Origin of the sequence: Acidovorax sp. NB1, from assembly GCF_005405905.1 — a bacterium.
In the GTDB taxonomy this organism is placed as follows: domain Bacteria; phylum Pseudomonadota; class Gammaproteobacteria; order Burkholderiales; family Burkholderiaceae_C; genus Acidovorax.
On sequence record NZ_BJHU01000040.1, the window covers coordinates 180235 to 201292 of the forward strand.

Annotated in this window: 16 protein-coding genes; 1 reads left to right on the plus strand and 15 read right to left on the minus strand. The window is 66.8% G+C overall.

The window, feature by feature from the left end; genetic code table 11:
- Positions 1 to 80 precede the first annotated feature (80 nt).
- From AvAM_RS20690 to AvAM_RS20760, 15 genes are all read right to left on the minus strand, one after another.
- Positions 81 to 569, minus strand: a complete 489-nt coding sequence (locus AvAM_RS20690; RefSeq protein ID WP_137748888.1) for a hemerythrin domain-containing protein — start codon at positions 567 to 569, stop codon at positions 81 to 83.
- Positions 570 to 657: 88 nt separating this feature from the next.
- On the minus strand, positions 658 to 1071 hold the full coding sequence (locus tag AvAM_RS20695) for a ribonucleotide reductase subunit alpha (RefSeq protein WP_137748834.1): 414 nt from the start codon (positions 1069 to 1071) through the stop codon (positions 658 to 660).
- 28 nt (positions 1072 to 1099) lie between these two features.
- The gene (locus tag AvAM_RS20700) at positions 1100 to 1777 is read right to left on the minus strand and encodes a nitroreductase (protein WP_137748835.1); all 678 of its coding nucleotides are present in this window, start codon (positions 1775 to 1777) and stop codon (positions 1100 to 1102) included.
- Positions 1778 to 1791: 14 nt separating this feature from the next.
- Positions 1792 to 3150, minus strand: a complete 1359-nt coding sequence (locus AvAM_RS20705; protein ID WP_137748836.1) for an NnrS family protein — start codon at positions 3148 to 3150, stop codon at positions 1792 to 1794.
- Positions 3123 to 5570: an adenosylcobalamin-dependent ribonucleoside-diphosphate reductase gene (locus AvAM_RS20710; protein ID WP_137748837.1), complete on the minus strand. Its 2448-nt coding sequence runs from the start codon at positions 5568 to 5570 to the stop codon at positions 3123 to 3125. The genes AvAM_RS20705 and AvAM_RS20710 overlap by 28 nt, the downstream gene beginning before the upstream one ends.
- Before the next feature lie 100 nt (positions 5571 to 5670).
- The gene (locus AvAM_RS20715; protein ID WP_137748838.1) at positions 5671 to 6348 is read right to left on the minus strand and encodes a carbonic anhydrase; all 678 of its coding nucleotides are present in this window, start codon (positions 6346 to 6348) and stop codon (positions 5671 to 5673) included.
- A gap of 29 nt (positions 6349 to 6377) precedes the next feature.
- Positions 6378 to 7319 carry a peptidylprolyl isomerase gene (locus AvAM_RS20720; RefSeq protein WP_137748839.1) on the minus strand — a complete coding sequence of 314 codons (942 nt, stop codon included), beginning with the start codon at positions 7317 to 7319 and terminating at the stop codon, positions 6378 to 6380.
- 27 nt (positions 7320 to 7346) lie between these two features.
- Positions 7347 to 8081, minus strand: a complete 735-nt coding sequence (gene narI / locus AvAM_RS20725) for a respiratory nitrate reductase subunit gamma (RefSeq protein WP_137748840.1) — start codon at positions 8079 to 8081, stop codon at positions 7347 to 7349.
- Positions 8078 to 8779 carry a nitrate reductase molybdenum cofactor assembly chaperone gene (gene narJ / locus AvAM_RS20730; protein WP_137748841.1) on the minus strand — a complete coding sequence of 234 codons (702 nt, stop codon included), beginning with the start codon at positions 8777 to 8779 and terminating at the stop codon, positions 8078 to 8080. The genes narI and narJ overlap by 4 nt, the downstream gene beginning before the upstream one ends.
- A gap of 22 nt (positions 8780 to 8801) precedes the next feature.
- Complete coding sequence (gene narH / locus AvAM_RS20735; RefSeq protein ID WP_137748842.1) at positions 8802 to 10325, minus strand: nitrate reductase subunit beta; 1524 nt, start codon at positions 10323 to 10325, stop codon at positions 8802 to 8804.
- 23 nt (positions 10326 to 10348) lie between these two features.
- Positions 10349 to 14158, minus strand: a complete 3810-nt coding sequence (locus tag AvAM_RS20740; RefSeq protein WP_137748843.1) for a nitrate reductase subunit alpha — start codon at positions 14156 to 14158, stop codon at positions 10349 to 10351.
- A gap of 46 nt (positions 14159 to 14204) precedes the next feature.
- Positions 14205 to 15614, minus strand: coding sequence for a NarK family nitrate/nitrite MFS transporter (locus tag AvAM_RS20745; protein ID WP_137748844.1), 1410 nt, complete (start codon positions 15612 to 15614; stop codon positions 14205 to 14207).
- A 21-nt stretch (positions 15615 to 15635) separates the two neighbouring features.
- On the minus strand, positions 15636 to 16928 hold the full coding sequence (locus AvAM_RS20750) for a nitrate/nitrite transporter (RefSeq protein WP_137748845.1): 1293 nt from the start codon (positions 16926 to 16928) through the stop codon (positions 15636 to 15638).
- Between the two features lie 344 nt (positions 16929 to 17272).
- Complete coding sequence (locus tag AvAM_RS20755) at positions 17273 to 18040, minus strand: response regulator (RefSeq protein WP_249368261.1); 768 nt, start codon at positions 18038 to 18040, stop codon at positions 17273 to 17275.
- A 21-nt stretch (positions 18041 to 18061) separates the two neighbouring features.
- Complete coding sequence (locus AvAM_RS20760) at positions 18062 to 20041, minus strand: type IV pili methyl-accepting chemotaxis transducer N-terminal domain-containing protein (protein ID WP_137748846.1); 1980 nt, start codon at positions 20039 to 20041, stop codon at positions 18062 to 18064.
- A gap of 73 nt (positions 20042 to 20114) precedes the next feature.
- Here AvAM_RS20760 and AvAM_RS20765 point away from each other — a divergent pair, with 73 nt between their 5' ends.
- The gene (locus AvAM_RS20765; RefSeq protein WP_137748847.1) at positions 20115 to 21050 is read left to right on the plus strand and encodes a ChaN family lipoprotein; all 936 of its coding nucleotides are present in this window, start codon (positions 20115 to 20117) and stop codon (positions 21048 to 21050) included.
- Positions 21051 to 21058: the final 8 nt, after the last annotated feature.

Here is a 21058-nt window from a genome sequence, read left to right on the forward strand (position 1 = left end):
CTCTCAGGCGACCATTTCAAGCAAAAACAGGCCTTTGCGCGCATCCACCTTGCCCTAATAGCTATGTTTTTTAGGAGCAACTACCGCGCACCGCGCCGCGAAGCCATCTCCTGCCCCATGGCCGCCAGGGTGGCAGGCGCCAGCAGCGCCAGCGCTGCGGGGTAGGCCGTGCCCTCTTCCGCCGCTATGTGGTCTGCATAGCGCTGGGCAAACCGGTCGAGCGCCGCGTCGTCCCCGGGCGTGAACGGGGCCGCAGCCGCATCAGTCGCATCAACCAGCGCCAGCAAGGGCACACGCGCCGCCGCCCAGTCGGCCGTCATGGCCAGATGGTCCTGCTGCAGCTGCTGCACCAGCGTTTGCACGTCGGACGACGCCTGGGCCAGCAGCAGCGGGAACACATGCAGTTCTTCGTCTTCATGGTGCAGCGGCGCGGCAATGTCGAAATAGCGCAGCACATCGCGCGCGGCCTGGCGGGCGTCTTCGTCGGCGCCGTGCTGGCGCACATGGGCGCGCAGCCGCGCGAGCAGGGCCAGGGTGCGCTGAACGCGCTCGTGGCAGGCCTCCAGCATGGCAAAGGGCTGCTCAAACCCCACGGCCGGGGCGCTGAAGCCCGGCAGGTGGCGGGCCGTTGGGCCCGAGGGGGTGGCGGACACCGTCTCAGCCCAGACGCACAGGCTGGCCCTGGCGGTTGAACGGGATGTAGGCGCCATGTGCGCCGCCCTTGATTGCGTCCACCATCCGCTGCAAGGGCGCCTCGGCATCGGCGCTGGTGGGTGCCTGGTTCAGGGTGCCGGACAGCGCCGCCGCGAACACCATGGCCCAGTCGTGGCCCGGGGCGGTGAACTGGCGCGCCTCTTCCACCAGCGCGCTGAACGACGCCAGCTCCTGCGGCGTCTTGTCCACACACATCAGCGGCACCAGGGCACCGCCCTGCCCGGCCTCAAAACGCGCACGCTGGGCAGGGGTGGCGTCGTCGGGCAACTCGGCAGCGGCAAACACAAACAGCAGGCGCTGGGGCTCGGGCTGCTGGCGCGCGGCCTGCAGCAGGTCGTCAAAGCTGGCAATTTCCATCACAAGGTTCCGTCATCAAAAAAGCAGGTCAAAAGCCGGGCACCACGCCCCGGTTGGCGTCCAGCGTGCTCACATAAGCACTGGGCATGGGCCGCGCACGCACGGCCTTGCGCGACAACACGGTGCCGATGCTCACGAAACACAGGGCCAGCTCGGACGGCGCCAGCTGGAACAGTGCCCGCAGGCTGTCGGCCTTGAGCGCCTTGCCGCTGGTGAGCGCCGAGCCATAACCCAGCGCCGTGGCCATGAGCAGCATGTTCTGCACGGCACAACCGGCGGACACAGTGCGCTCGGCCAGGTCGATGTCGGCATCGCCGCGTTCTGCATCCACCACGGCCAACAACAGCACGGGCGAGCGGTAGGCCTTTTCGCGCGCCTGCTCGGCCTGCTCGGGGGTGGCGGCAGGGTCGCGCTCCCGCAGGGCCTGGGCAAACACATCGGCCAGTGGCGTGCGCGATGCCTCGGGCACCAGCACAAACCGCCAGGGCACCAGCTGGCCATGGTCGGGCGCGTGCGCGGCTGCACTCAGGATCTGCGCCAGCTCGGCCGCCCCTGGCCCTGGCGCGCCCAGGCGCTTGGGCAGGATGGTCTGGCGCGACTGGATCAGCGCCGCCGCCATGCCCGCCACGTCGTCGGACACGGGCGCGCGCACGGCAGCGGATATCGATTTGGGTGAAGGGCTCAAAGGCCAGGGGATGACAGCCATGACAAAAATCCTTCTCAGCCCGGGCGGCCATCGGCCCGCAGGCAGCCATACCAACGGCCCAGGCGCACGCCCCAGGCCCCCATGGTGCCAGCCCAGAGGCCCGCAGCCAACAGCAGCAGCCAGGGCAACGCGCCCACCGGCATGCCCGGCACCGCCGCCACAATGCGCAGCAGCGTGGCCGCCTGCAGCAGCCAGAAGAGTGTCCAGGCAATGCGGTCAGCCACCAGCACGCGGCCACTGTGGCCGCAGGACACGCGTGTGACCATGGCCAGCATCAGCGACGCGAGGCAGCCCATCGTGAGCGCATGCAAAGCGCCCCACCCCAGTGCGCCCATGCCCAGCCCCCAGGCCAGCCACTGCGACGCGCCCCCCAGCAGGAAGGCCAGGCCCAGCCACAAGAAGCCGATGTGCAGCATGGCCAGCAGCCGGTTCTTGAGGCTTTGCACCAGCCCCCACACCCAGGCCAGCCACACCAGCACGCCCCCTACCACCAGTTGCAGCGCACCGAACACCAGCCCCCAGGCCGGGCCTGCGGCGCTCGCCGGCACACCCGCCCATTCCAGCCAGGTCGCCAGCACCTGCAGCCCCGCCGCAGCAAGCATGAGCCACAGCACCCAGAACGGCCGCCAGGCTTGCACCATGGGCATGGCACTGGAGGTGAAAAACGGAATCATGCGGTGCGCCACCGTGACGTAGACCACCACCACAAAGCCCCACAGCCCGGTGAACACCCAGGCCCGCGCGAGGGCCGGAGCACCCAGCGCCAGGCTGAGCCCGAGCCCGGCCACGCTGATGCCTCCCAGCACACAGGCGCTCGCAATCACGCGCGCGTGGAGCTGGTCCTGCGCCTGGCTCAGCCGCACCCGGCCCCAGAACTGCAGCGCCATCGCCACCAGCCCGCCCCAGGCCAGCGCCAGCCCGGCCAGCGCGACCACCACATGCAGGTGGGCCCCGGCCAGCCACAGCAGCCAGCCCGCCGCCTGGGCCAACAGGGGGTTGCGCAGTGCCTGCGGCGGCAGTGGATCAACCCCCAGCCACTTGGGGCCTGCGGTGAACAGAAAACCCGAAAAGAACAGCGGAATGAAGCCGAACACCATCACGGCCGCATGCACCAGCGTGGGTGGCAGCGCCCAGGCCAGGCCCAGCCACCCGGTGGAGCGGTCCACCATCACCAGCGCCCACCACATCCCCGAAGCCACCAGCACCACCATGGCCAGCAAAAAGCCCAGGCGGTGCGGCGCCAGCATCACATAACGCCAGCGCCAGTGCCGGTCCATCTGCGCCAGCGCCTCGGCCTTGGGCTTGCCCGAGACAAGCCCCAAGGGAATGGTAGGGCGGGCAGGCGTCACCCGCAGCTCCCCAAGTGCCCGCATTGCGTGCAGTAGTCGCAGCCGTCCTTGCGGATGACCGCGTGGGCGCCGCACTCGCTGCATTTCTTGCCCGCCATGGCCTGGGGCACGGCCACGGGCGGTGGTGCGGGCTCGTCCAGCGGCAGCAGTTGCTGCACCGGGTCGGCCACGCGGCGGGCCAGGATGTTCTGGATCGCATAGGCCATGGCCGCCACCTCGGAGTCGTGCCACATGGGCACCAGCGTGCCATCGTCCTTGCGGTGCTGGCCCAGGCGCACAGGGCCCCGGTCCCAAGCCACCTTGCGCATGTCGGACAGCGCGCGCTCCAGGAAGCCGCCACGCGCCGCGAGCGACAGCATGCGCATGCTGGAGGTGATCCACTGCTGCGACTCACCACTCTGGCCCACGGGCATGAAGAACTCGATGGCGCGGTCCACCGTGCGGCCACCCACACCCGTAGGCACGGGCAGGAAAGACACGATGAGGTACAGGGTCTTGTGGCCTTCCTGCGTCCAGTATTCAAGCTTTTCGGCCACGGCCGAGAGGCCCCCTTGCGGGCGACTCTCGATCACCGTGCGCATCGGGTCCACCGGCGGTGCTGCAGGCGCAGGCTTGGCCACCGCAGCGGGCTCAGGCGCAGGCGCTGCATGGGTTTCGAGCACCGAGCCCAGGATGCTGTTGGGCCGGTAGGTGGCCAGGCCCTTGAGCCGCGCGCGCCAGGCCTGCAGGTACAGGTCCTTGAAGTCCTCGTAGGGGTAGTCCGCCGGGATGTTCACGGTCTTGGAGATGGCCGTGTCCACAAAGGGCTGCACGGCCTCCATCATCGCGATATGGTCCTGCGCAGACATGGCCAGGGCCGAGACAAAGTAGTCGGGTAGCGCATTCACATCGCCTCCCAGCTCGCGGTACAGGCGCCAGGCATGGTCTTCCACCGCGTATTCGGTGGTGCTGCCGTCCGACTCGCGCTTCTTGCGCTTGTACATCCACGAGAACGGCGGCTCGATGCCGTTGGACGCGTTGTCGGCAAACGCCAGGCTCACCGTGCCCGTGGGCGCAATGGACAGCAGGTGGCTGTTGCGGATGCCGTGCGTGCGGATGGCCGCCTGCAGCGACTCCGGCAGGCGGCTGGCAAAGGTACCTTCGGCCAGATAGCCCTTGGCGTCGAACTTGGGGAACACGCCTTTCTCGCGCGCCAGGTCCACCGACGCGGCGTATGCGGCATCGCGCATGCACTCGGCAATGCGCGCCGCCATGGTGCGACCCTCGGGCAGGTCATAGCGCAAGCACAGCATGGCCAGCGTGTTGCCCATGCCGGTAAAACCCACGCCAATGCGCCGCTTGGCCATGGCCTCGTCGCGCTGCTGCGGCAGCGGCCAGAAGGTCACATCGAGCACATTGTCGAGCGCACGCACCTGCAGGGCCACGGCCTCGCTGAACGCCTCAAAGTCAAACGCCGCCACACCGCCGAAGCCAAAGGGGTAGCGCACGAAGCGGGTGAGGATGATGGGGCCGAGGTCGCAGCAGCCGTAGGAGGGAAGTGGCTGCTCACCGCACGGGTTGGTCGCAGCGATGTCCTCGCAGTAATGCAGGTTGTTGTCTTCGTTGATGCGGCCCAGGAACAGGATGCCCGGCTCGGCAAAGTCGTAGGCCGACTTCATGATCGTGTCCCACAACTGCCGCGCCTGCACGGTGGCATAGACCCACTGGCCGTCGGTACGCTGGCGGGCGCCCTGTGCCAGCAGCGCGGCGCCCGGGGCGGCCTTGTGCACCAGCTCCCACGGTGCATCGTTCTGCACGGCCTCGATGAACGCGTCCGACACGCCCACCGACACATTGAAGTTGTTCCAGCGGCCCGGCGTGCGCTTGGCGGTGATGAATTCCTGCACGTCGGGGTGGTCGATGCGCAGCACGCCCATCTGCGCGCCCCGGCGCGCGCCCGCGCTCTCTACCGTGGAGCATGACTGGTCGAACACGTTCATGTAGCTGCAGGGCCCCGAGGCCATGGAGGCCGTGCCCTTCACGTACGCGCCCTTGGGGCGGATGCGCGAGAAGTCGTAGCCCACGCCGCCGCCACGCCGCATGGTCTCGGCGGCTTCGCGCAGCGCCTCGTAGATGCCCGGAAAGCCCTCGTCGTCCACGCCCTGGATGCAGTCGCCCACGGGCTGCACAAAGCAGTTGATCAGCGTGGCCTGGATGTCAGTGCCCGCCGCGCTCATGATGCGGCCCGCACCGATGGCGCCTGCCTTCAGGTTGGCCAGGAACAGGGCTTCGTACTTTTCACGCAGGTCCGGCTTTTCGACCGAGGCCAGGGCCCGCGCCACGCGCTGGTACAGCTCGTCGGCCGTGGTCTCGCCGGGTTTGAGGTACTTTTCGCGCAGCACATCCAGACTGATGGGCTGCAGGGAGGACAGGGCACGGAGGGGGGGCTGAGGTTCGCGTTTCATGGGGGCCGATGATTTGGGTTTCACACTGAAACGGGGTTGCGTTCCGTCAAGGAGCGCTCATTCGACTCCGAATGCCGCGCCGTGGCAAGTCGTCGGCCCATCACTCGTCCACCAGCACCTGTCCGTCGTGCTCCACATAGGGCTGGTAAGGGCCTGTGCCGCTGTTGTCCGCACGCGAGGCAGGCACAAAACCACCGGTGCTCACGTCGAACACATGGACCTCGCCCTCCTCGATCACGTAGTGCCAGCCATGCAGGCTGATCTGGCCCGACTGCACCCGGCTGCGCACCATGGGGTACTCCATGAGGCGCTCCAGCTGCAGCACCACCGCGCGCTGTTCGGTGCGGCGCAGCACCTCGGGGCCCGGCGACATGGGCAACAGGGCCTCGCGCCCCAGGTCCAGCCAGTGGTTGAGGTTGGGAGCCTCGGGCGACACCTCGCTGTACATCGCCTTGATGGCCCCACAGTGGCTGTGGCCGCACACCACGATGCGGCGCACCTGCAGGTTGAGTACCGCAAACTCGATGGCCGCCGTGGTGCCATGGTGGCCGTGCGACCCGTCATACGGCGGGATGAAGGCCCCCACATTGCGCACCAGGAACAGCTCGCCCGGTCCCGCCCCGGTCAGCAGGTAGGGCACCAGGCGCGAGTCGGAGCAGCCAATGAACAAAGTGGTGGGGTGCTGCCCCTCGTCCACCAGCGTCTGGAACTGCTCGCGGTACTGGGGAAAGGCGTCGTCATGAAAACGGCGCAAGCGGTCCAGCAGCTCATCAGGCATGGTGGTAGGGCCCACAGACAAACATGCCGCTACTGCACCAGCGGCGATTCGGCCGCATCCAGCGCCACCCCTTCGACCACCGCAGCACCTGCCAGCAGTTGCAGGTACTGGCGCAGGGTATTCACCCAGGCCTGCTGGCGCAGGGTGAGCGCGATGGCCTGGCGCACGTCCTCGAACGCGGGCTGTTGCCCCGCTTCACGCGCTACCACTTCCACCACATGCAGGCCAAAGCGGCTGTGCACCAGGCGCGCCAGCACGCCGATCTCGGCGCTGCCAAACACCTCGCGGGCGAACTCGGGGGCGCAGTCGGCGCGGGTGAGCCAGCCCAGGTCACCCCCTTGCTGGCCGCTGGGGCAGTTGGACCACTGGGCGGCGGCCTCGGCAAACTTCGCACCACCGTCGTCGGCGCAGCGCAGCTCGATCAGCAAGGCCTCGGCGCGCAGGCGCAACTGCTTCACATCCACACCCGGCGTCACGGCAAACAGCACATGCCGCAGTTGCGCACGCTCGCCCTGGGCATGCGCTGCAGGGTGGGCCTCGTGGTAGCGGCGGCAGGCCTCTTCCGACGGATCGGGAATGGGCAGCTCACGGTCCAGCAGTTGCTCGATGGCGTTGGAAGCCTCGGTGCTGATGACGCCCTCGGTACCCGGCACATCGTCGGCCGACAGCAACCCCGCCTGCTGGGCCGCCTGGCGCAGCAGCTCGGTGCAGGCGCGTTGGCGCAGGGCCTCTTCGTCCAGAACTTCGTGCGGTGCGTTGAGGGCCACGCCGTTGATGCGTGCGATTGCAGCCACTACCCCCGGCCCGCTTGCTACGGATGCTGGCATCGCCTGCACGGGGGCATCGGCCATCGTTGCTACCAGGGCCTCGTAGGCCGCAGTCTGCGTGGGGGTCAGTGTGCTGGCAGGGGCTGCTGCCGCGCTGCTATCGGTGGAGCCGCATCCGCAGCTCCCGGTTCCACATCCGCTCATGGTGTGCTCCTTGGGGATCGGTAGGTCTCAGGCACGGCGGTCTTGCGACTGCATGTGGCCTGCGGGCAGGTTCAAGCGGCGCGCACGCACCACCTGGTAAGGGCGCAGCACATAGGCCAGCGTGCCAAAACCGCTCCACACGTGCACTAGGCGGGTGAACGGGAAGACGAGGAAGATGCTCATGCCAAGGAACATGTGGGCCTTGAAGATCCAACCGGCTTCGGCCAGCAACTCCACACCGCCGCTGCGGAAGGTCACCACGCGTTGGCCCCACTCGGCCAGCTTCATCATCATGGAGCCGTCCAGATGCTGCGCCGACAGCGGGATGGTGGCCAGGCCCAGCGCCAGTTGCAGCCACAGCAGCACCAGGATCAGGATGTCACTGGTCTTGGACGTGGCGCGGATGCGCGGGTCCGACAGGCGGCGGTGCAACAGGATGGACAGGCCAATGAAGCCCAGCGTACCTGCCAGGCCACCCGACACCATGGCCATGACCTGCTTGGCACCCGCGCTGATGAAGTGCTCATACAAGAAGTGCGGCGTGAGCATGCCCACGGTGTGGCCGAAGAACAGGAACAGCACGCCGATGTGGAACAGGTTGCTGCCCCAGCGCAGGCTGCCGGTGCGCAGCAGCTGCGATGAATCGCTTTTCCAGGTGTACTGATCGCGGTCAAACCGCGCCCAGCTGCCGATGAAAAAAACGGCCAAGCAGATGTAGGGATAGATGCCGAACAACAGGGTGTCGAGCCAGGTGGTAGTCATGCTGAGACTCCTTCGGATGCCCGCTCGGCGCGGGGAGTACGAACAAAATGCATAGGTTGCGGCTGGTCAGGCTTGGACTGGCCCTGGGTGCTGCAACCCCCAAACGCTTCGGGCTCGGCCCACACCTCGTCCATCTCGGGCTCGGGGGTGAGCGCCACCGACTGCACACGCTGGCCCGAGACTTCGAGCACGGCCGCAATCACGCTGGCGTAAGGGCTGTTGCGCGCCACCAGCGCGCTGAACAGCGCGTTGAGGATGTGGGCCATTTCGCCCAGGAACTCCTTGGCGACTTCGGGGGGCTGGGTGGAGGCGAACTCCAGCACCACGGGCAAGTGGTCAGGCAGCTCGTCGGCCTGGAATTGCAAGCCGGCCTTTTCGTAGGTCTGCATCAGGTCGATGAGCGCCGGGCCGCGGTCGCGCGAGTCGCCGTGCACATGCTCGAACAGGTGCAGCGAGGTCTGGCGGCCCCGGTCAAAGTTGTCCACATAGCGGGCTTCGGCTTCGAGCGGATCGAGTGCCGCGAGGTGCTGGCACACGGCCTTCAGCTCCTCCATGCGCTCGGCGGGGAGGGCCTGCTCGGCCTGCAGCGCATCGACGAGCTGCTGCATCACGCTGCGCAGCTGCGCATCGGGGTAGCTCAGCAAGTAGCCCAGGGCGCGCAGGGTCAAGCGCACAGAGGTCGGGTTCTTCTTGAACATGGTGATTCCTTCCTGTGTGCGATCAGACCGTGGCCTTGATCGGGATGGTGCGAGGCTTCTTGCCGCCGAACATGCTGACCTCACTGGCGCCATCGGAGCAGCCGTTGCCGAACGAGAAACCGCAACCGCCCCGGATGTCGAACGCGTTCTCGGCGTACTCGCGGTGGGCTGACGGGATCACGAAGCGGTCTTCGTAATTGGCGATCGCCATCACCTGGTACATCTCCTCCACCTCGGCCATCGACAGGCCAGCCTGCTTGAGCACCGACAGGTTCTGGCGCTGCTCTACGTGCTTGTCACGCTGGTAAGTGCGCATGGCCAGCATGCGCTCCAGCGCGCGCACCACAGGGCCGGTGTCACCGGCGGTGAGCAGGTTGGCCAGGTACTGCACGGGGATGCGCAGCTGCGACACATCCGGAATCTCGCCATTCGCGCCCACATGGCCCGCGTTGGCGGCGGCCGTGATGGGCGAGAGTGGTGGCACATACCAGACCATGGGCAGCGTGCGGTACTCGGGGTGCAGCGGCAGCGCCACCTTCCAGTCCACGGCCATCTTGTAGACGGGGCTGTTGCGGGCAGCGTCCATCCAGCTGTCCGGGATGCCGTCGATGCGCGCTTGCTTGATGACGTCCGGATCGTTGGGGTTCAAGAAGATGTCGAGCTGCGCCTGGTACAGGTCGCGGTCGCGCTCCACACTGGCGGCTTCCTGGATGCGGTCCGCGTCGTACAGCAGAACGCCCAGGTACCGGATGCGACCCACGCAGGTTTCCGAGCACACGGTCGGCTGGCCTGCCTCAATGCGGGGGTAGCAGAAGATGCACTTCTCGGCCTTGCCCGACTGCCAGTTGTAGTAGATCTTCTTGTAGGGGCAGCCGCTGACGCACATGCGCCAGCCACGGCACTTGTCCTGGTCGATCAGCACAATGCCATCTTCCTCGCGCTTGTAGATCGAGCCCGAGGGGCACGATGCCACGCACGCCGGGTTCAGGCAGTGCTCGCACAGGCGCGGCAGGTACATCATGAAGGTGTTCTCGAACTGGCCGTAGATGTCCTTTTGCACATCGTCGAAGTTCTTGTCCTTGCTGCGGCGGCTGAATTCACCGCCCAGGATTTCCTCCCAGTTCGGACCCCACTCGATCTTCTCCATGCGCTTGCCCGTGATCAGGCTGCGCGGGCGCGCGGTGGGTGCAGCCTTGCTTTCAGGCGCCGACTGCAGGTGGTCGTAGTCGAACGTGAAGGGCTCGTAGTAGTCGTCGATCTGCGGCAGGTTGGGGTTGGCGAAGATGCGCATGAGCAGCTTCCACTTGCCGCCCTGGCGGGGGGCGATGGAGCCGTCAGGGCTGCGTACCCAGCCACCGTTCCAGCGGTCCTGGTTTTCCCATTCCTTGGGGTAACCAATGCCAGGCTTGGTTTCGACGTTGTTGAACCAGGCGTATTCCACGCCGGGGCGGCTGGTCCAGACGTTCTTGCAGGTGACGGAACAGGTGTGGCAGCCGATGCACTTGTCCAGGTTCAGCACCATGCCGATTTGTGCGCGAATTTTCATCGTGTTTCTCCTTGTCTTCGGCTTCAGGCATGCGCACCGCTGTGGGCCGATGCGGGGGCTTCATCGTCGAGCCAGTCCACGCGGTCCATCTTGCGCACCAGCACGAACTCGTCGCGGTTGGTGCCGATGGTTCCGTAGTAGTTGAAGCCGTAGCTGTACTGTGCGTAGCCGCCAATCATGTGGGTAGGCTTGAGCACGATGCGCGTGACCGAGTTGTGGATGCCGCCACGGGTGCCGGTGATCTCGGAGCCGGGGGTGTTGATGATCTTCTCTTGCGAGTGGTACATCATCACCATGCCGGGGTTCACGCGCTGGCTCACCACCGCGCGCGCCGCAATGGCACCGTTGGCGTTGAAGAGTTCGACCCAGTCGTTGTCCACGATGCCTGCGACCTTGGCGTCGTCTTCACTCAGCCACACCACCGAGCCACCCCGGTTCAGCGTGAGCATCATCAGGTTGTCGCTGTACGTGCTGTGGATGCCCCACTTCTGGTGCGGCGTGATGAAGTTCAGCTGGATCTCACGGTTGCCATTGGGCTTCTTGCCTTCAACTTCATGCAGCGTCTTCAGGTGCACCGGTGGGCGGTAGCTCACGAAGCCTTCGCCGAAGTCGCGCATCCACGGATGGTCCTGGTAGAACTGCTGGCGGCCCGTGAGGGTGCGCCATGGGATGTACTCGTGCACATTGGTGTAGCCCGCGTTGTAGCTGACCTTCTCGCTTTCCAGGCCCGACCAGGTGGGCGAGCTGATGATCTTGCGCGGCTGCGCCTGGATGTCGCGGAAGCGGATCTTCTCGTCCTCGCGGTGCAGCGCCAGGTGCACGTGGTCACGGCCGGTCTGCTTGCCCAGGGCTTCCCAGGCCTTGCAGGCCACGTGGCCGTTGGTCTCAGGCGCCAGCATCATCACCACTTCGGTAGCGTCGATGTCGGTCACGATGCGGGGCATGCCTTGCGTCACGCCCTCTTCCTTCACGCGGCCGTTCAGGTCGCCCAGCTGGCCGACTTCGGTCTGCGTGTTCCAGCCAATGCCCTTGCCGCCGTTGCCGGCCTTGTCCATCAAGGGGCCCAGGGCGGTGAAGCGTTTGTACAGGTTAGGGTAGTCGCGCTCGACCACCGTGACCTGGGGCGCGGTCTTGCCGGGGATGAGTTCGCACTCGCCCTTCTTCCAGTCGCGCACGCCATAGGGCTGCGCCATTTCGCCGGGGGTGTCGTGCATGATGGGAGTGAGCACCACGTCCTTCTCGACGCCCAGATGGCCCACGCTGACCTCGCTCACGGCCTTGGCGAAACCCTTGTAGATCTCCCAGTCGCTCTTGGCCTGCCAGGCAGGGTCCACCGCGGTGGACAGCGGGTGGATAAAGGGGTGCATGTCGCTGGTATTGAGGTCGTTCTTCTCATACCAGGTGGCCGTGGGCAGCACGATGTCGGAGTACAGGCAGGTCGTGCTCATGCGGAAGTCGAGCGTGACCAGCAGGTCCAGCTTACCTTCGGGTGCCTTGGCGTGCCACTGCACTTCTTCGGGCTTGGCTTCGTCCTGGCCCAGGTCCTTGCCCTGTACACCATGGGTGGTGCCCAGCAGGTGCTTGAGGAAGTATTCATGCCCCTTGCCCGACGAGCCCAGGATGTTGGAGCGCCACACGAACATGTTGCGCGGCCAGTTGTCGGGATGGTCCGGGTCTTCGCAGCTCATCTGCAGGCTGCCTTCCTTGAGGGACTTCACCACATAGTCCTTGGCGTCCATGCCCTTCGCAGCGGCATCCTTGGCCACCTGCAGCGGGCTGGTCTTGAGCTGGGGCGCCGAAGGCAGCCAGCCCATGCGCTCGGCGCGCACGTTGTAGTCGATCTGCGCGCCGTGGTAGGCGCTGGCATCGGCCAGGGGCGAGAGGATTTCTTCCATACCCAGCTTTTCGTAGCGCCACTGGTCGGTGTGCGCGTAGAAGAAGCTGGTGCTGTTCATCTGGCGCGGTGGGCGGATCCAGTCCAGCGCAAAGGCCAGCGCCGTCCAGCCGGTCTGGGGCCGCAGCTTTTCCTGGCCTACATAGTGCGCCCAGCCGCCGCCGCTCTGGCCAATACAGCCGCACAGCATCAGCATGTTGATGATGCCCCGGTAGTTCATGTCGCAGTGGTACCAGTGGTTCATCGCCGCGCCGATGATGACCATGGACTTGCCATGCGTCTTGTGCGCGTTGTCGGCGAACTGGCGGGCCACGGTGATGATCTGATCGCGCGGCACGCCGGTGATCTTCTCTTGCCACGCAGGGGTGTAGGGGCGGTCGGCGTCATAGCTGCCGCCAGGCTCTTCACCAGGCAGGCCCCGGTCGATGCCGTAGTTGGCGGCCAGCAGGTCGAACACCGTAGCCACCATCACCTTGCCTTGTGCCTCGTGGCCCGCCAGCTCCAGGTGCGTCACCGGCACAGGGCGCACCATCACATCGCTGCCTTGTTCGTTGGCCGTGAAGTTGGGCGACTGCACACCGCCGAAGTACGGGAAGGCCACCTTGGCCACTTCATGCGCCTGTGCGCCGTCTTCGATCACCGACAGCTTGAGCTTGACGGTGTTGCCCGTGCGGGCTTCCTTGTTCTCCAGGTTCCACAGGCCCTGGTCGGCGCGGCCGTCGGCCCCCCAGCGAAAGCCGATGGAGCCATTGGGCAGCGTGACCTGGCCCAGCTCGTCGTAGCCCACGGTCTTCCAGTCGGGGTTGTTGGACTGGTCGAGCTGGCCAGGGAAGTCGCTGGCGCGCACATAGCGGTCAGGCACCATCACCGTGCGGCCATCGGGCAGCGTCTTTTCCTTGAGCACCACCAACAGCGGCAGATCGGTGTAGCGGCGGGCGTAGTCATCAAAGTACGCGCTGCGGCCCTTGCCACCATCCTTGAAGTAAAACTCTTTCAGGATCACGTGGCCCATGGCCATGGCCACGGCGGCGTCGGTGCCCTGCTTGGGATGCATCCACAAATCGCCCAGCTTGGCCACTTCGGAATAGTCGGGCGTGATGGACACAACCTTGGTGCCCTTGTAGCGCACTTCGGTCAAGAAGTGCGCGTCGGGCGTGCGGGTCTGGGGCACGTTGGAGCCCCAGGCAATGATGTACGAGCTGTTGTACCAGTCGGCCGACTCGGGCACGTCAGTCTGCTCGCCCCAAGTCTGCGGGCTGCTGGGAGGCAGGTCGCAGTACCAGTCGTAAAAGCTCATGCACACGCCGCCGATCAGGCTCAGGTAACGTGAGCCAGCGGCGTACGAAATCATCGACATGGCCGGAATCGGCGAGAAGCCGATGATGCGGTCGGGGCCGTGTTTCTTGATCGTGTACACATTGGCTGCAGCGATCATCTGGTTCACTTCATCCCAGGTGCTGCGCACGAAGCCGCCCAGCCCGCGCTGCTTCTGCCATTCGCTGCGCGAGGCGTCGTTCTCGACGATGCTGGCCCAAGCATCGACCGGACTCTTGGCCAGTGCGATGGCGGCACGCCAGTGCTTGAGCAGGCGGCCGCGCACCATGGGGTACTTCACGCGGTTGGCGCTGTACAGGTACCAGCTGTAGCTGGCGCCGCGTGCGCAGCCACGGGGTTCGTGGTTGGGCAGATCGGGGCGGGTGCGGGGGTAGTCGGTCTGCTGGGTTTCCCAGGTCACGATGCCGCCCTTGACGTAGATCTTCCACGAGCAGGAGCCCGTGCAGTTCACGCCGTGGGTGGAGCGCACGATCTTGTCGTGCGCCCAGCGGTCGCGGTAGGCGTCCTCCCAGGTGCGGTCTTCGCCGTTGGTTTCGCCATGGCCTTGGGCGAAGGTCTCGCGGGGCTGCGAGAAGTACGTGAGGCGATCGAGGAAATGGCTCATCGGGGACTCCTTTTCTTGTCTGTTCTGTGCGGTTCTGTGGGGCGGCTCAGCAAGGCATCTCGGCGTTCTTGCGGCCGTAGTACCACCAGGTGATCACGATGCAGACGATGTAGAACGCGAAGAACGTCCACAGCGCGGCATGGGGGCTGCCAGTGAGGGCGATGGAGCTGCCGTAGCTCTTGGGGATGAAGAAGCCACCGTAGGCCGCCATGGCGGCGGTGAAGCCCAGCGTGGCGGCGCCCAGGGTGTTGCCTTCCTTGTTGGCACTGGCGACGGCGGCGGTGTCGTTCTTGTCCACGCCGCGCATGGCTTCGGTCAGGAAGATCACGGGGATCATGCGGAAGGTGGAGCCGTTGCCGATGCCGGTGGTGAGGAACAGCACCAGGAAGCACACGAAGAAGCCGGCGAACTGGCCCTCGTTGCCTGCGGACGGCAGGAACACCGTGACGCCCATCACGGCGATGGCCATGACGATGAAGTTCCACAGCGTGACGCGTGCACCGCCGAGCTTGTCGGCCAGCCAGCCGCCAAAGGGCCGGATCACCGCGCCCACCAGCGGGCCCAGCCAGGCATAGGCCAGGGGGTTGATGCTGGGGAACTGGCTCTTGATGAGCAGCGGAAAGCCTGCGGCGTAACCGATGAACGAGCCGAAGGTGCCGAGGTACAGCACACACATCAGCCAGTTGTGCTTGCGCTTGAAGATGGCGGCCTGCGCGGCAAACGAGGCACGCGCGTCGGCGATGTCGTTCATGCCGAACCAGGCGGCCAGTGCGGTGATGGCGATCCATGGCACCCAGATGAAGGCAGCGTTCTGCGTCCACACCTGCAGGGTCTGGCCGTTCTTGACGATGGTCTGGCCCTCGCCACCAAAGATGCCGAAGATGCCGGCCGTGACGACCAGCGGGCTCAGGAACTGCACCACGGACACGCCCAGGTTGCCCAGGCCCGCATTCACACCCAGCGCCGAGCCTTTGCGCTCCTTCGGAAAGAAGAAGCTGATGTTGGCCATGCTGGAGCTGAAGTTGCCGCCACCCAGGCCACACAGCAGCGCCAGAATGAGCATGGTGGGGTAGGCGGTGGTGTTGTCCTGCACCGCAAAGCCGATGCCGATCGCAGGGATCAGCAGCGAGGCCGTGGAGATCGCCGTCCAGCGGCGGCCACCGACCAGCGGCACCATGAACGAATAGAAGATGCGCAGCGTGGCGCCCGAGAGCGCAGGCGCCGCCGCCAGCCAGAACAGCTGGTTGGTCGAGTACTTGAACCCGAGGCCCGGCAGGCTCACGGCGACGACGCTCCAGACCTGCCAGATGGCGAAGGCCAGAAACAGCGCGGGCACCGAGATCCACAGGTTGAGCTTGGCGACGGCTTCGCCTTCGCGCTCCCAGAAATTCTTGTCCTCTGGCGTCCAGAGGGTGAGCAGGCGCCCCTGGCGCCCGCTGGTGGTGGTGGCAGACATGGTGAGGTTTCCTAGAAAAAATCAGCGGGCAGCGGGCTGTGCAGCGGCGTCCGGCGAGCCCATGAGGCGGGTGCGGCGCACTTCGGTGAAGTACATCCAGATGAGCGAGACCCAGACCACGCCGTACATCAGCATGAAGGCGCTGGAGCGCACGCCCGTGAGGTCCATGAGTGCACCGAACAGGATGGGCAGAATGAAGCCGCCCATGCCACCGGCCAGGCCCACGATGCCGCTGATGGCGCCGATGTTCTTGGGGTAGTCGTCGCTGATGTACTTGAAGACGCTGGCCTTGCCGAAGGCCCAGGCAATGCCCAGCAGGAACATGAGGCCGGTGAACATGTACACGTTCAGGCCGATGTGGAAGGTCTGTGGGCCGTTGACGGTGAGGATGGTGAAGTCGGTCTGCGGATAGCTCAGCAGGAACAGGCAGATCCAGCTCACCCACATCACCCACCAGGTCACGCTGTGGGCGCCGTACTTGTCAGACAGCATGCCGCCAATGGCGCGCAGCACACCGCCGGGCAGCGAGAAGCAGGCGGCCAGCAGCGCGGCCACACGGATATCGAGGCCGTATTCGCCCACGTAGTACTGCACCATCCACAGCGACAGCGCCACGTAGCCACCGAACACGATGCTGTAGTACTGGCAGTACTTGAGCACCTTGGGGTCCTTGAGCGCCTTGAGCTGGTCGGAGAACTTGACGTTGCTGGCCACCAGGTGGGCCGGATCGCTGTAGCTGAACAGCCAGAACAGCACCAGCGTGCCGAGCATGATGGCGGCGTACACCTGCGGCACCATGGTCCAGCCGAAGGCCACCAGCAGCACCGGGGCCACGAACTTGTTGACGGCAGCGCCCGAGTTGCCCGCGCCATACACGCCCATGGCCGTGCCCTGGCGGTGCTTGGGAAACCAGCGCGCCACATAGGGCGTGCCCACCGAGAACGAGCCGCCCGCCAGGCCGACGAACAGACCGATGGTGAGGAAGTGCCAGTACTCGGTGGCGTAGCCCATCATCCAGATGGCAGGCACGGTGGTGGCCATGACAGCGGCCATCACGATGCGGCCACCGAAGCGGTCGGTCCAGATGCCCAGCGGCACCCGCACCAGCGAGCCCGTGAGCACAGGCATGGACATGAGCAACCCGAACTGCGTGGAGTTCAGGTTGAGCATCTTCTTGATCGGAATGCCGATCACGCCAAACATCATCCAGACCATGAAGCAGACGGTGAAGGCGAAGGTGCTGACGATGAGCACCGACCAGGCCTGGCGGGTGCGCTGTGGGCTGTCGCCCGGGGGCAATGTGGTGTGTGCCATTGCGCGGTTCCTCTTCTTCTCTTGGGTATGGCGCTATGGTCGGTTTTCAGCGCTGCGCTGAACATCCTTCACAAGCACAGCCCGGCCACGGCAGAAGGAGTAGTCCCCCGACGCAGCAAGGGGCGGGGGCATCGTTCGAAAGAACTAGGGATGCCCTGCCCGCACAGGAAGCAAGGCAGCGCGCAAGGCGAGGGGCGCAGGCGCGGACGCAGGCCTGCGCACTGGCAAGCGGCGTGGATTGAATAAAAAACGGCCCTTCCGCGCTATGGGCGGACCTCAATAGCTATCTATTTAATAGCATCAAAAGAACGCAGTACGAGCGCTGGCATGCAGCGCTGCGCGCCCTACTCCGCGCGCTGGCGGTCGGAGGCGTAGACCGCCGCCTGTACGCGCGAGCTGAGGCCGAGCTTGCGCAGGATGTGCTGCACATGGATCTTCACCGTGGTCTCGGCGATGTCCAGCGTGCGGGCGATTTCCTTGTTGCTGGCGCCGCGTGCAATCTCGCGCAGCACGTCTTCCTCACGCGGGGACAGCTGCGCCACGGCGACTGATGCGTCGGGTAGGGGCGGCGTCTGCGCCACTGGGAGCGGCGCAGACATGGCCGCAGCAGGCTGCGGCTCGGGCGCGCCCTGCGACTGGAAGGCGGCCACCAGCTTGCCCATCAGCTCCGGGCTGACCACGGGCTCGCCCCGGGCGGCGCGGCGGATGGCCTCGGCCAGCAGGTCGCCTTCGATGGTCTTGAGCAGGTAGCCCTGCGCGCCATTGCGCAGCGCAGCGGCCAGGTCATGCCCGTCTTCGCTCACGGTGAGCATGAGCACGCGCGAGGCGGGTGCCACCTCGCGCAGGCCCCGGATGGCGTCCACGCCCATCACGCCGGGCAGGTGGTTGTCGAGCAGGATCACCTGGGGCGCAAGCTGCGGCGCCAGGCGCAGGGCCTCGGCGGCATCGCCCGCCTCGCCCACCACCAGCAGGCCCGGATCTTGCCCCAGCAGGGCGATCAGGCCCCGGCGGAACAGGGTGTGGTCGTCCACCACCAGCAGCGTCACCGGGGGCTGCTGCGCCGTGGCCTGCGGGGGCGCGGCCAGGGGTGCGGGGGCGGTAGAAAAGGTCATGGGGCGTAAAGGGGGAAAGTTTCAGGCGGCGGGCGTGGCCAGCTCGGTGACCACCAGCGGCGGGGGAGAAGCCTGAGGGGCCGGGGCCTGTGGCATCCAGGCGGCAGGTGGCATCGGTGGCGGCTCGGCCGCAGGGTCGGCAGCGCCGCTGGGCAGCTCGATGCACACGCGTGTGCCCTGGCCCGGGGTGGACTCAACCTGCAGCACGGCACCCACGCGGTGGGCACGCTCGCGCATGATGCCCAGGCCCACATGCAGCGAGTCGGGCGGCACGGCCGCGATGTCAAAGCCCTGGCCGTTGTCCTGCACCTCGAAGCGCCAGCGGGGATGGCGGTGTACGAGCAGGTCCACGCGCGTCGCGGCGGCGTGCTTGCGCACATTCGACAGCGCTTCCTGCACCATGTGCAGCACCTGGATCTGCACGTCCTGCGCCAGTGGCAGGCCATGGCCCACCATGCCCAGCGTGGTGACGATGCCGGTCTGGTGCTCGAACTTGGACAGCGTGGCGCGCAGGGCGGATTCGATGTCTTCCTCGCTGGTGCGGGTGCGGAAATGCACCAGCAGCTCGCGCACATCGGCATAACACTCGCGCACGCCCACATCCAGCTCGCTGATGCTGCGGTCGCGCTTGGTCTCGTCGCCGCGCGCCACCGCGTCGCGCAGCAGCTGGGTCTGGATCTTGAGGAAGGCCAGGGACTGGGCAATGGAATCGTGCAGCTCGCGCGCGAGCAGGCTGCGCTCTTCGGCCACGGCCGCCTCGCGCTCCAGCGCGGTGGCGCGCAGGCCCTCCATGGCGCTGGCCAGGTGGCGCGTCAGGGCTTCGAGCAGCTCGCGCACCTCGTCGGTCATCTCGACCGGCGTGCGGAAGAACAGGTTCACCTCGCCCAGCAGGCGCTGCTGCATCTGCACGGGGATGGTGACCATGGTCTCGAACCCCGCGTCGCGGCAATGCGGCAAAGCCACGGCGGTGGACGGCGTGATGGGGATGACCCGGGTGCGCGCCTGCGCCTGTGGCTGGCCACACAGGCAGCTGCCGGTGTGCAGGCAATGTTCGCCCTCGGCCATGGCCTCGGGCAGCCCGTCACCCGCCAGCAGCACATAACGCTCGTTGGCCTCGTTGGACCAGCGCACGGCGGCAGCATCGGCGCCCGCCACGCGGCGGATCTGCTGCACAAAACCCTGGGCCAGCAGCTCCAGGCTGCCCGCCGTGCTGGCCAGAGCGCTCACCTCGTACAGGGCGGCCAGGCGCTGGTTCTGCACCGCAATGCTGGTCGTCTTCTCGCGCACCTTGTGCTCCAGCTCATCGTGCGAGGTCTGCAGCGCGTGCGCCATCAGGTTGAAGCCCGCCGAGAGCTGGCCAAACTCGTCGTCGGTGTCCACCGGCAGGCGCGTGCCCAGCTCGCCCTGGCGCAGCCGGGCCTGGGCCTGCTGCAGGCGTGCCACGGGGTTGATAACGAGCAGGTAACTCACGGCCATGAAGGTCACGGCCGCCACGATGGCCAGCGCCATCATGAACAGCTGGAACAGGTGCAGCGCGGCCGTCCAGCCCGCAATCTGCACCTCGATGGCATCCACAAACCCATCCACCTGCAACACAAAGGCGTCCGCCTGCGCCAGGGTCAGCGCACGGTCGGGGGGCAGCGGGGCCACCCAGCCGCTGCGCGCCTGCGCCCACTGGGTGCGGATGGATTCAAAGCGGGCGCGGGTCTCGTCGCTCCAAGGAACGAAGAGCGGGCGCGAGGGGTCGCCCGTGCGCAGCAGCTCCAGGCTGGCGTCGAACAGGCGGGCGCGTTCCAGCACCGCCTCGGCGGGCTCGGTCTGCAGCACCAGCACCATGCGCAGCATGTTCATGCGCAGGCGGCCCGCCTCGTTGACGGCGGCAGCGCCGCCTTCGAGCTTCCAGGTCACCCACAGCGTGAGGCTGATGGACGCCAGCGCCACCAGCAAAAAGCCCGCGCCCAGGGCCAGGAGCTTGGTGGTGAGCGTGGGCTTGGACCGCATGGGGCGCAGTGTAGGCAGGGAGGGCGCGGAGTTTCTTGACTTGCGTCAAGTCCGCGCCGCGTAGCATCGGAGCATGCAAAGACCCCTTCCTTCTTTCTTGCGCACCCGGTGGGCCCAGGGCACACACGCCGCCGCCCTGGGCTGCGCCCTGCTGGTGCTGGCGGGTTGCGCGGGCCCACAGGCATCCGGCCCGGTCCCGCCCGCCGCCACGCAGGCCGCGCCCTGGGCCGAGCGCCTGCACCCCCTGCTGCCCGCCGATGTGCTGCTGCTGGGCGAGCAGCATGACGCGCCCGACCACCAGCGCCTGCAGCGCGAGGCCGTGGTGTGGCTGGCGGCACGCGGCCAGCTGGCGGCCCTGGTGATGGAGATGGCCGAGAGCGGGCACAGCACCCAGTCTCTGCCGCCGGGCGCCACCGAAGCCCAGGCCCAGGCCGCCCTGCAGTGGAACGATGCCGCCTGGCCCTGGAAAGCCTACGGCCCGGTGGTGATGGCCGCCGTGGCGGCGGGGGTGCCCGTGCTGGGCGGCAACCTGCCCCGCACCCAGATGCGCGCCGCCATGCAGGAGCCCGCCTGGGACCGGCACCTGCCCCCCGCCGCATTAGCGCGCCAGATCACCGCCCTGCGTGACGGCCACTGCGGCCTGCTGCCCGAATCACAGCTCGCGCCGATGGCACGCATCCAGATCGCCCGCGACGCGAGCATGGCCCGCACCGCCCAGCAGGCGCTGCGACCCGACCAGACCGTGCTGCTGGTGGCCGGGGGCGGCCATGTGCTGCGCAGCATCGGCGTGCCCACACACTGGCCGGACAATTTGAGGTCAAAAGTGGCCCTTGCGCGCGCCCAGCAAGCCCAATCAGCTATCAAGACAGAAGCATCACAAGCTGCAGGCACGGGCGCCATCGCCCCGGCCGATGCCGACGCGGTGATTGACACCCCGGCCCTGCCGCCCCGCGATGCCTGCGCCGAGCTGCGCGAGCAGTGGCGCGCGGCGCCACGCGGCCAGCGCTGAGCGTCTGT

What these genes read in the sequence shown, in the direction of transcription:
- AvAM_RS20690 (WP_137748888.1), bottom strand. Translation starts at nt 569, where the DNA reads ATGCTGGAGGCCTGCCACGAGCGCGTTCAGCGCACCCTGGCCCTGCTC.
- AvAM_RS20695 (WP_137748834.1), bottom strand. Translation starts at nt 1,071, where the DNA reads ATGGAAATTGCCAGCTTTGACGACCTGCTGCAGGCCGCGCGCCAGCAG.
- AvAM_RS20700 (WP_137748835.1), bottom strand. Translation starts at nt 1,777, where the DNA reads ATGGCTGTCATCCCCTGGCCTTTGAGCCCTTCACCCAAATCGATATCC.
- AvAM_RS20705 (WP_137748836.1), bottom strand. Translation starts at nt 3,150, where the DNA reads ATGCGGGCACTTGGGGAGCTGCGGGTGACGCCTGCCCGCCCTACCATT.
- AvAM_RS20710 (WP_137748837.1), bottom strand. Translation starts at nt 5,570, where the DNA reads ATGAAACGCGAACCTCAGCCCCCCCTCCGTGCCCTGTCCTCCCTGCAG.
- AvAM_RS20715 (WP_137748838.1), bottom strand. Translation starts at nt 6,348, where the DNA reads ATGCCTGATGAGCTGCTGGACCGCTTGCGCCGTTTTCATGACGACGCC.
- AvAM_RS20720 (WP_137748839.1), bottom strand. Translation starts at nt 7,319, where the DNA reads ATGAGCGGATGTGGAACCGGGAGCTGCGGATGCGGCTCCACCGATAGC.
- narI (WP_137748840.1), bottom strand. Translation starts at nt 8,081, where the DNA reads ATGACTACCACCTGGCTCGACACCCTGTTGTTCGGCATCTATCCCTAC.
- narJ (WP_137748841.1), bottom strand. Translation starts at nt 8,779, where the DNA reads ATGTTCAAGAAGAACCCGACCTCTGTGCGCTTGACCCTGCGCGCCCTG.
- narH (WP_137748842.1), bottom strand. Translation starts at nt 10,325, where the DNA reads ATGAAAATTCGCGCACAAATCGGCATGGTGCTGAACCTGGACAAGTGC.
- AvAM_RS20740 (WP_137748843.1), bottom strand. Translation starts at nt 14,158, where the DNA reads ATGAGCCATTTCCTCGATCGCCTCACGTACTTCTCGCAGCCCCGCGAG.
- AvAM_RS20745 (WP_137748844.1), bottom strand. Translation starts at nt 15,614, where the DNA reads ATGTCTGCCACCACCACCAGCGGGCGCCAGGGGCGCCTGCTCACCCTC.
- AvAM_RS20750 (WP_137748845.1), bottom strand. Translation starts at nt 16,928, where the DNA reads ATGGCACACACCACATTGCCCCCGGGCGACAGCCCACAGCGCACCCGC.
- AvAM_RS20755 (WP_249368261.1), bottom strand. Translation starts at nt 18,040, where the DNA reads ATGACCTTTTCTACCGCCCCCGCACCCCTGGCCGCGCCCCCGCAGGCC.
- AvAM_RS20760 (WP_137748846.1), bottom strand. Translation starts at nt 20,041, where the DNA reads ATGCGGTCCAAGCCCACGCTCACCACCAAGCTCCTGGCCCTGGGCGCG.
- AvAM_RS20765 (WP_137748847.1), top strand. Translation starts at nt 20,115, where the DNA reads ATGCAAAGACCCCTTCCTTCTTTCTTGCGCACCCGGTGGGCCCAGGGC.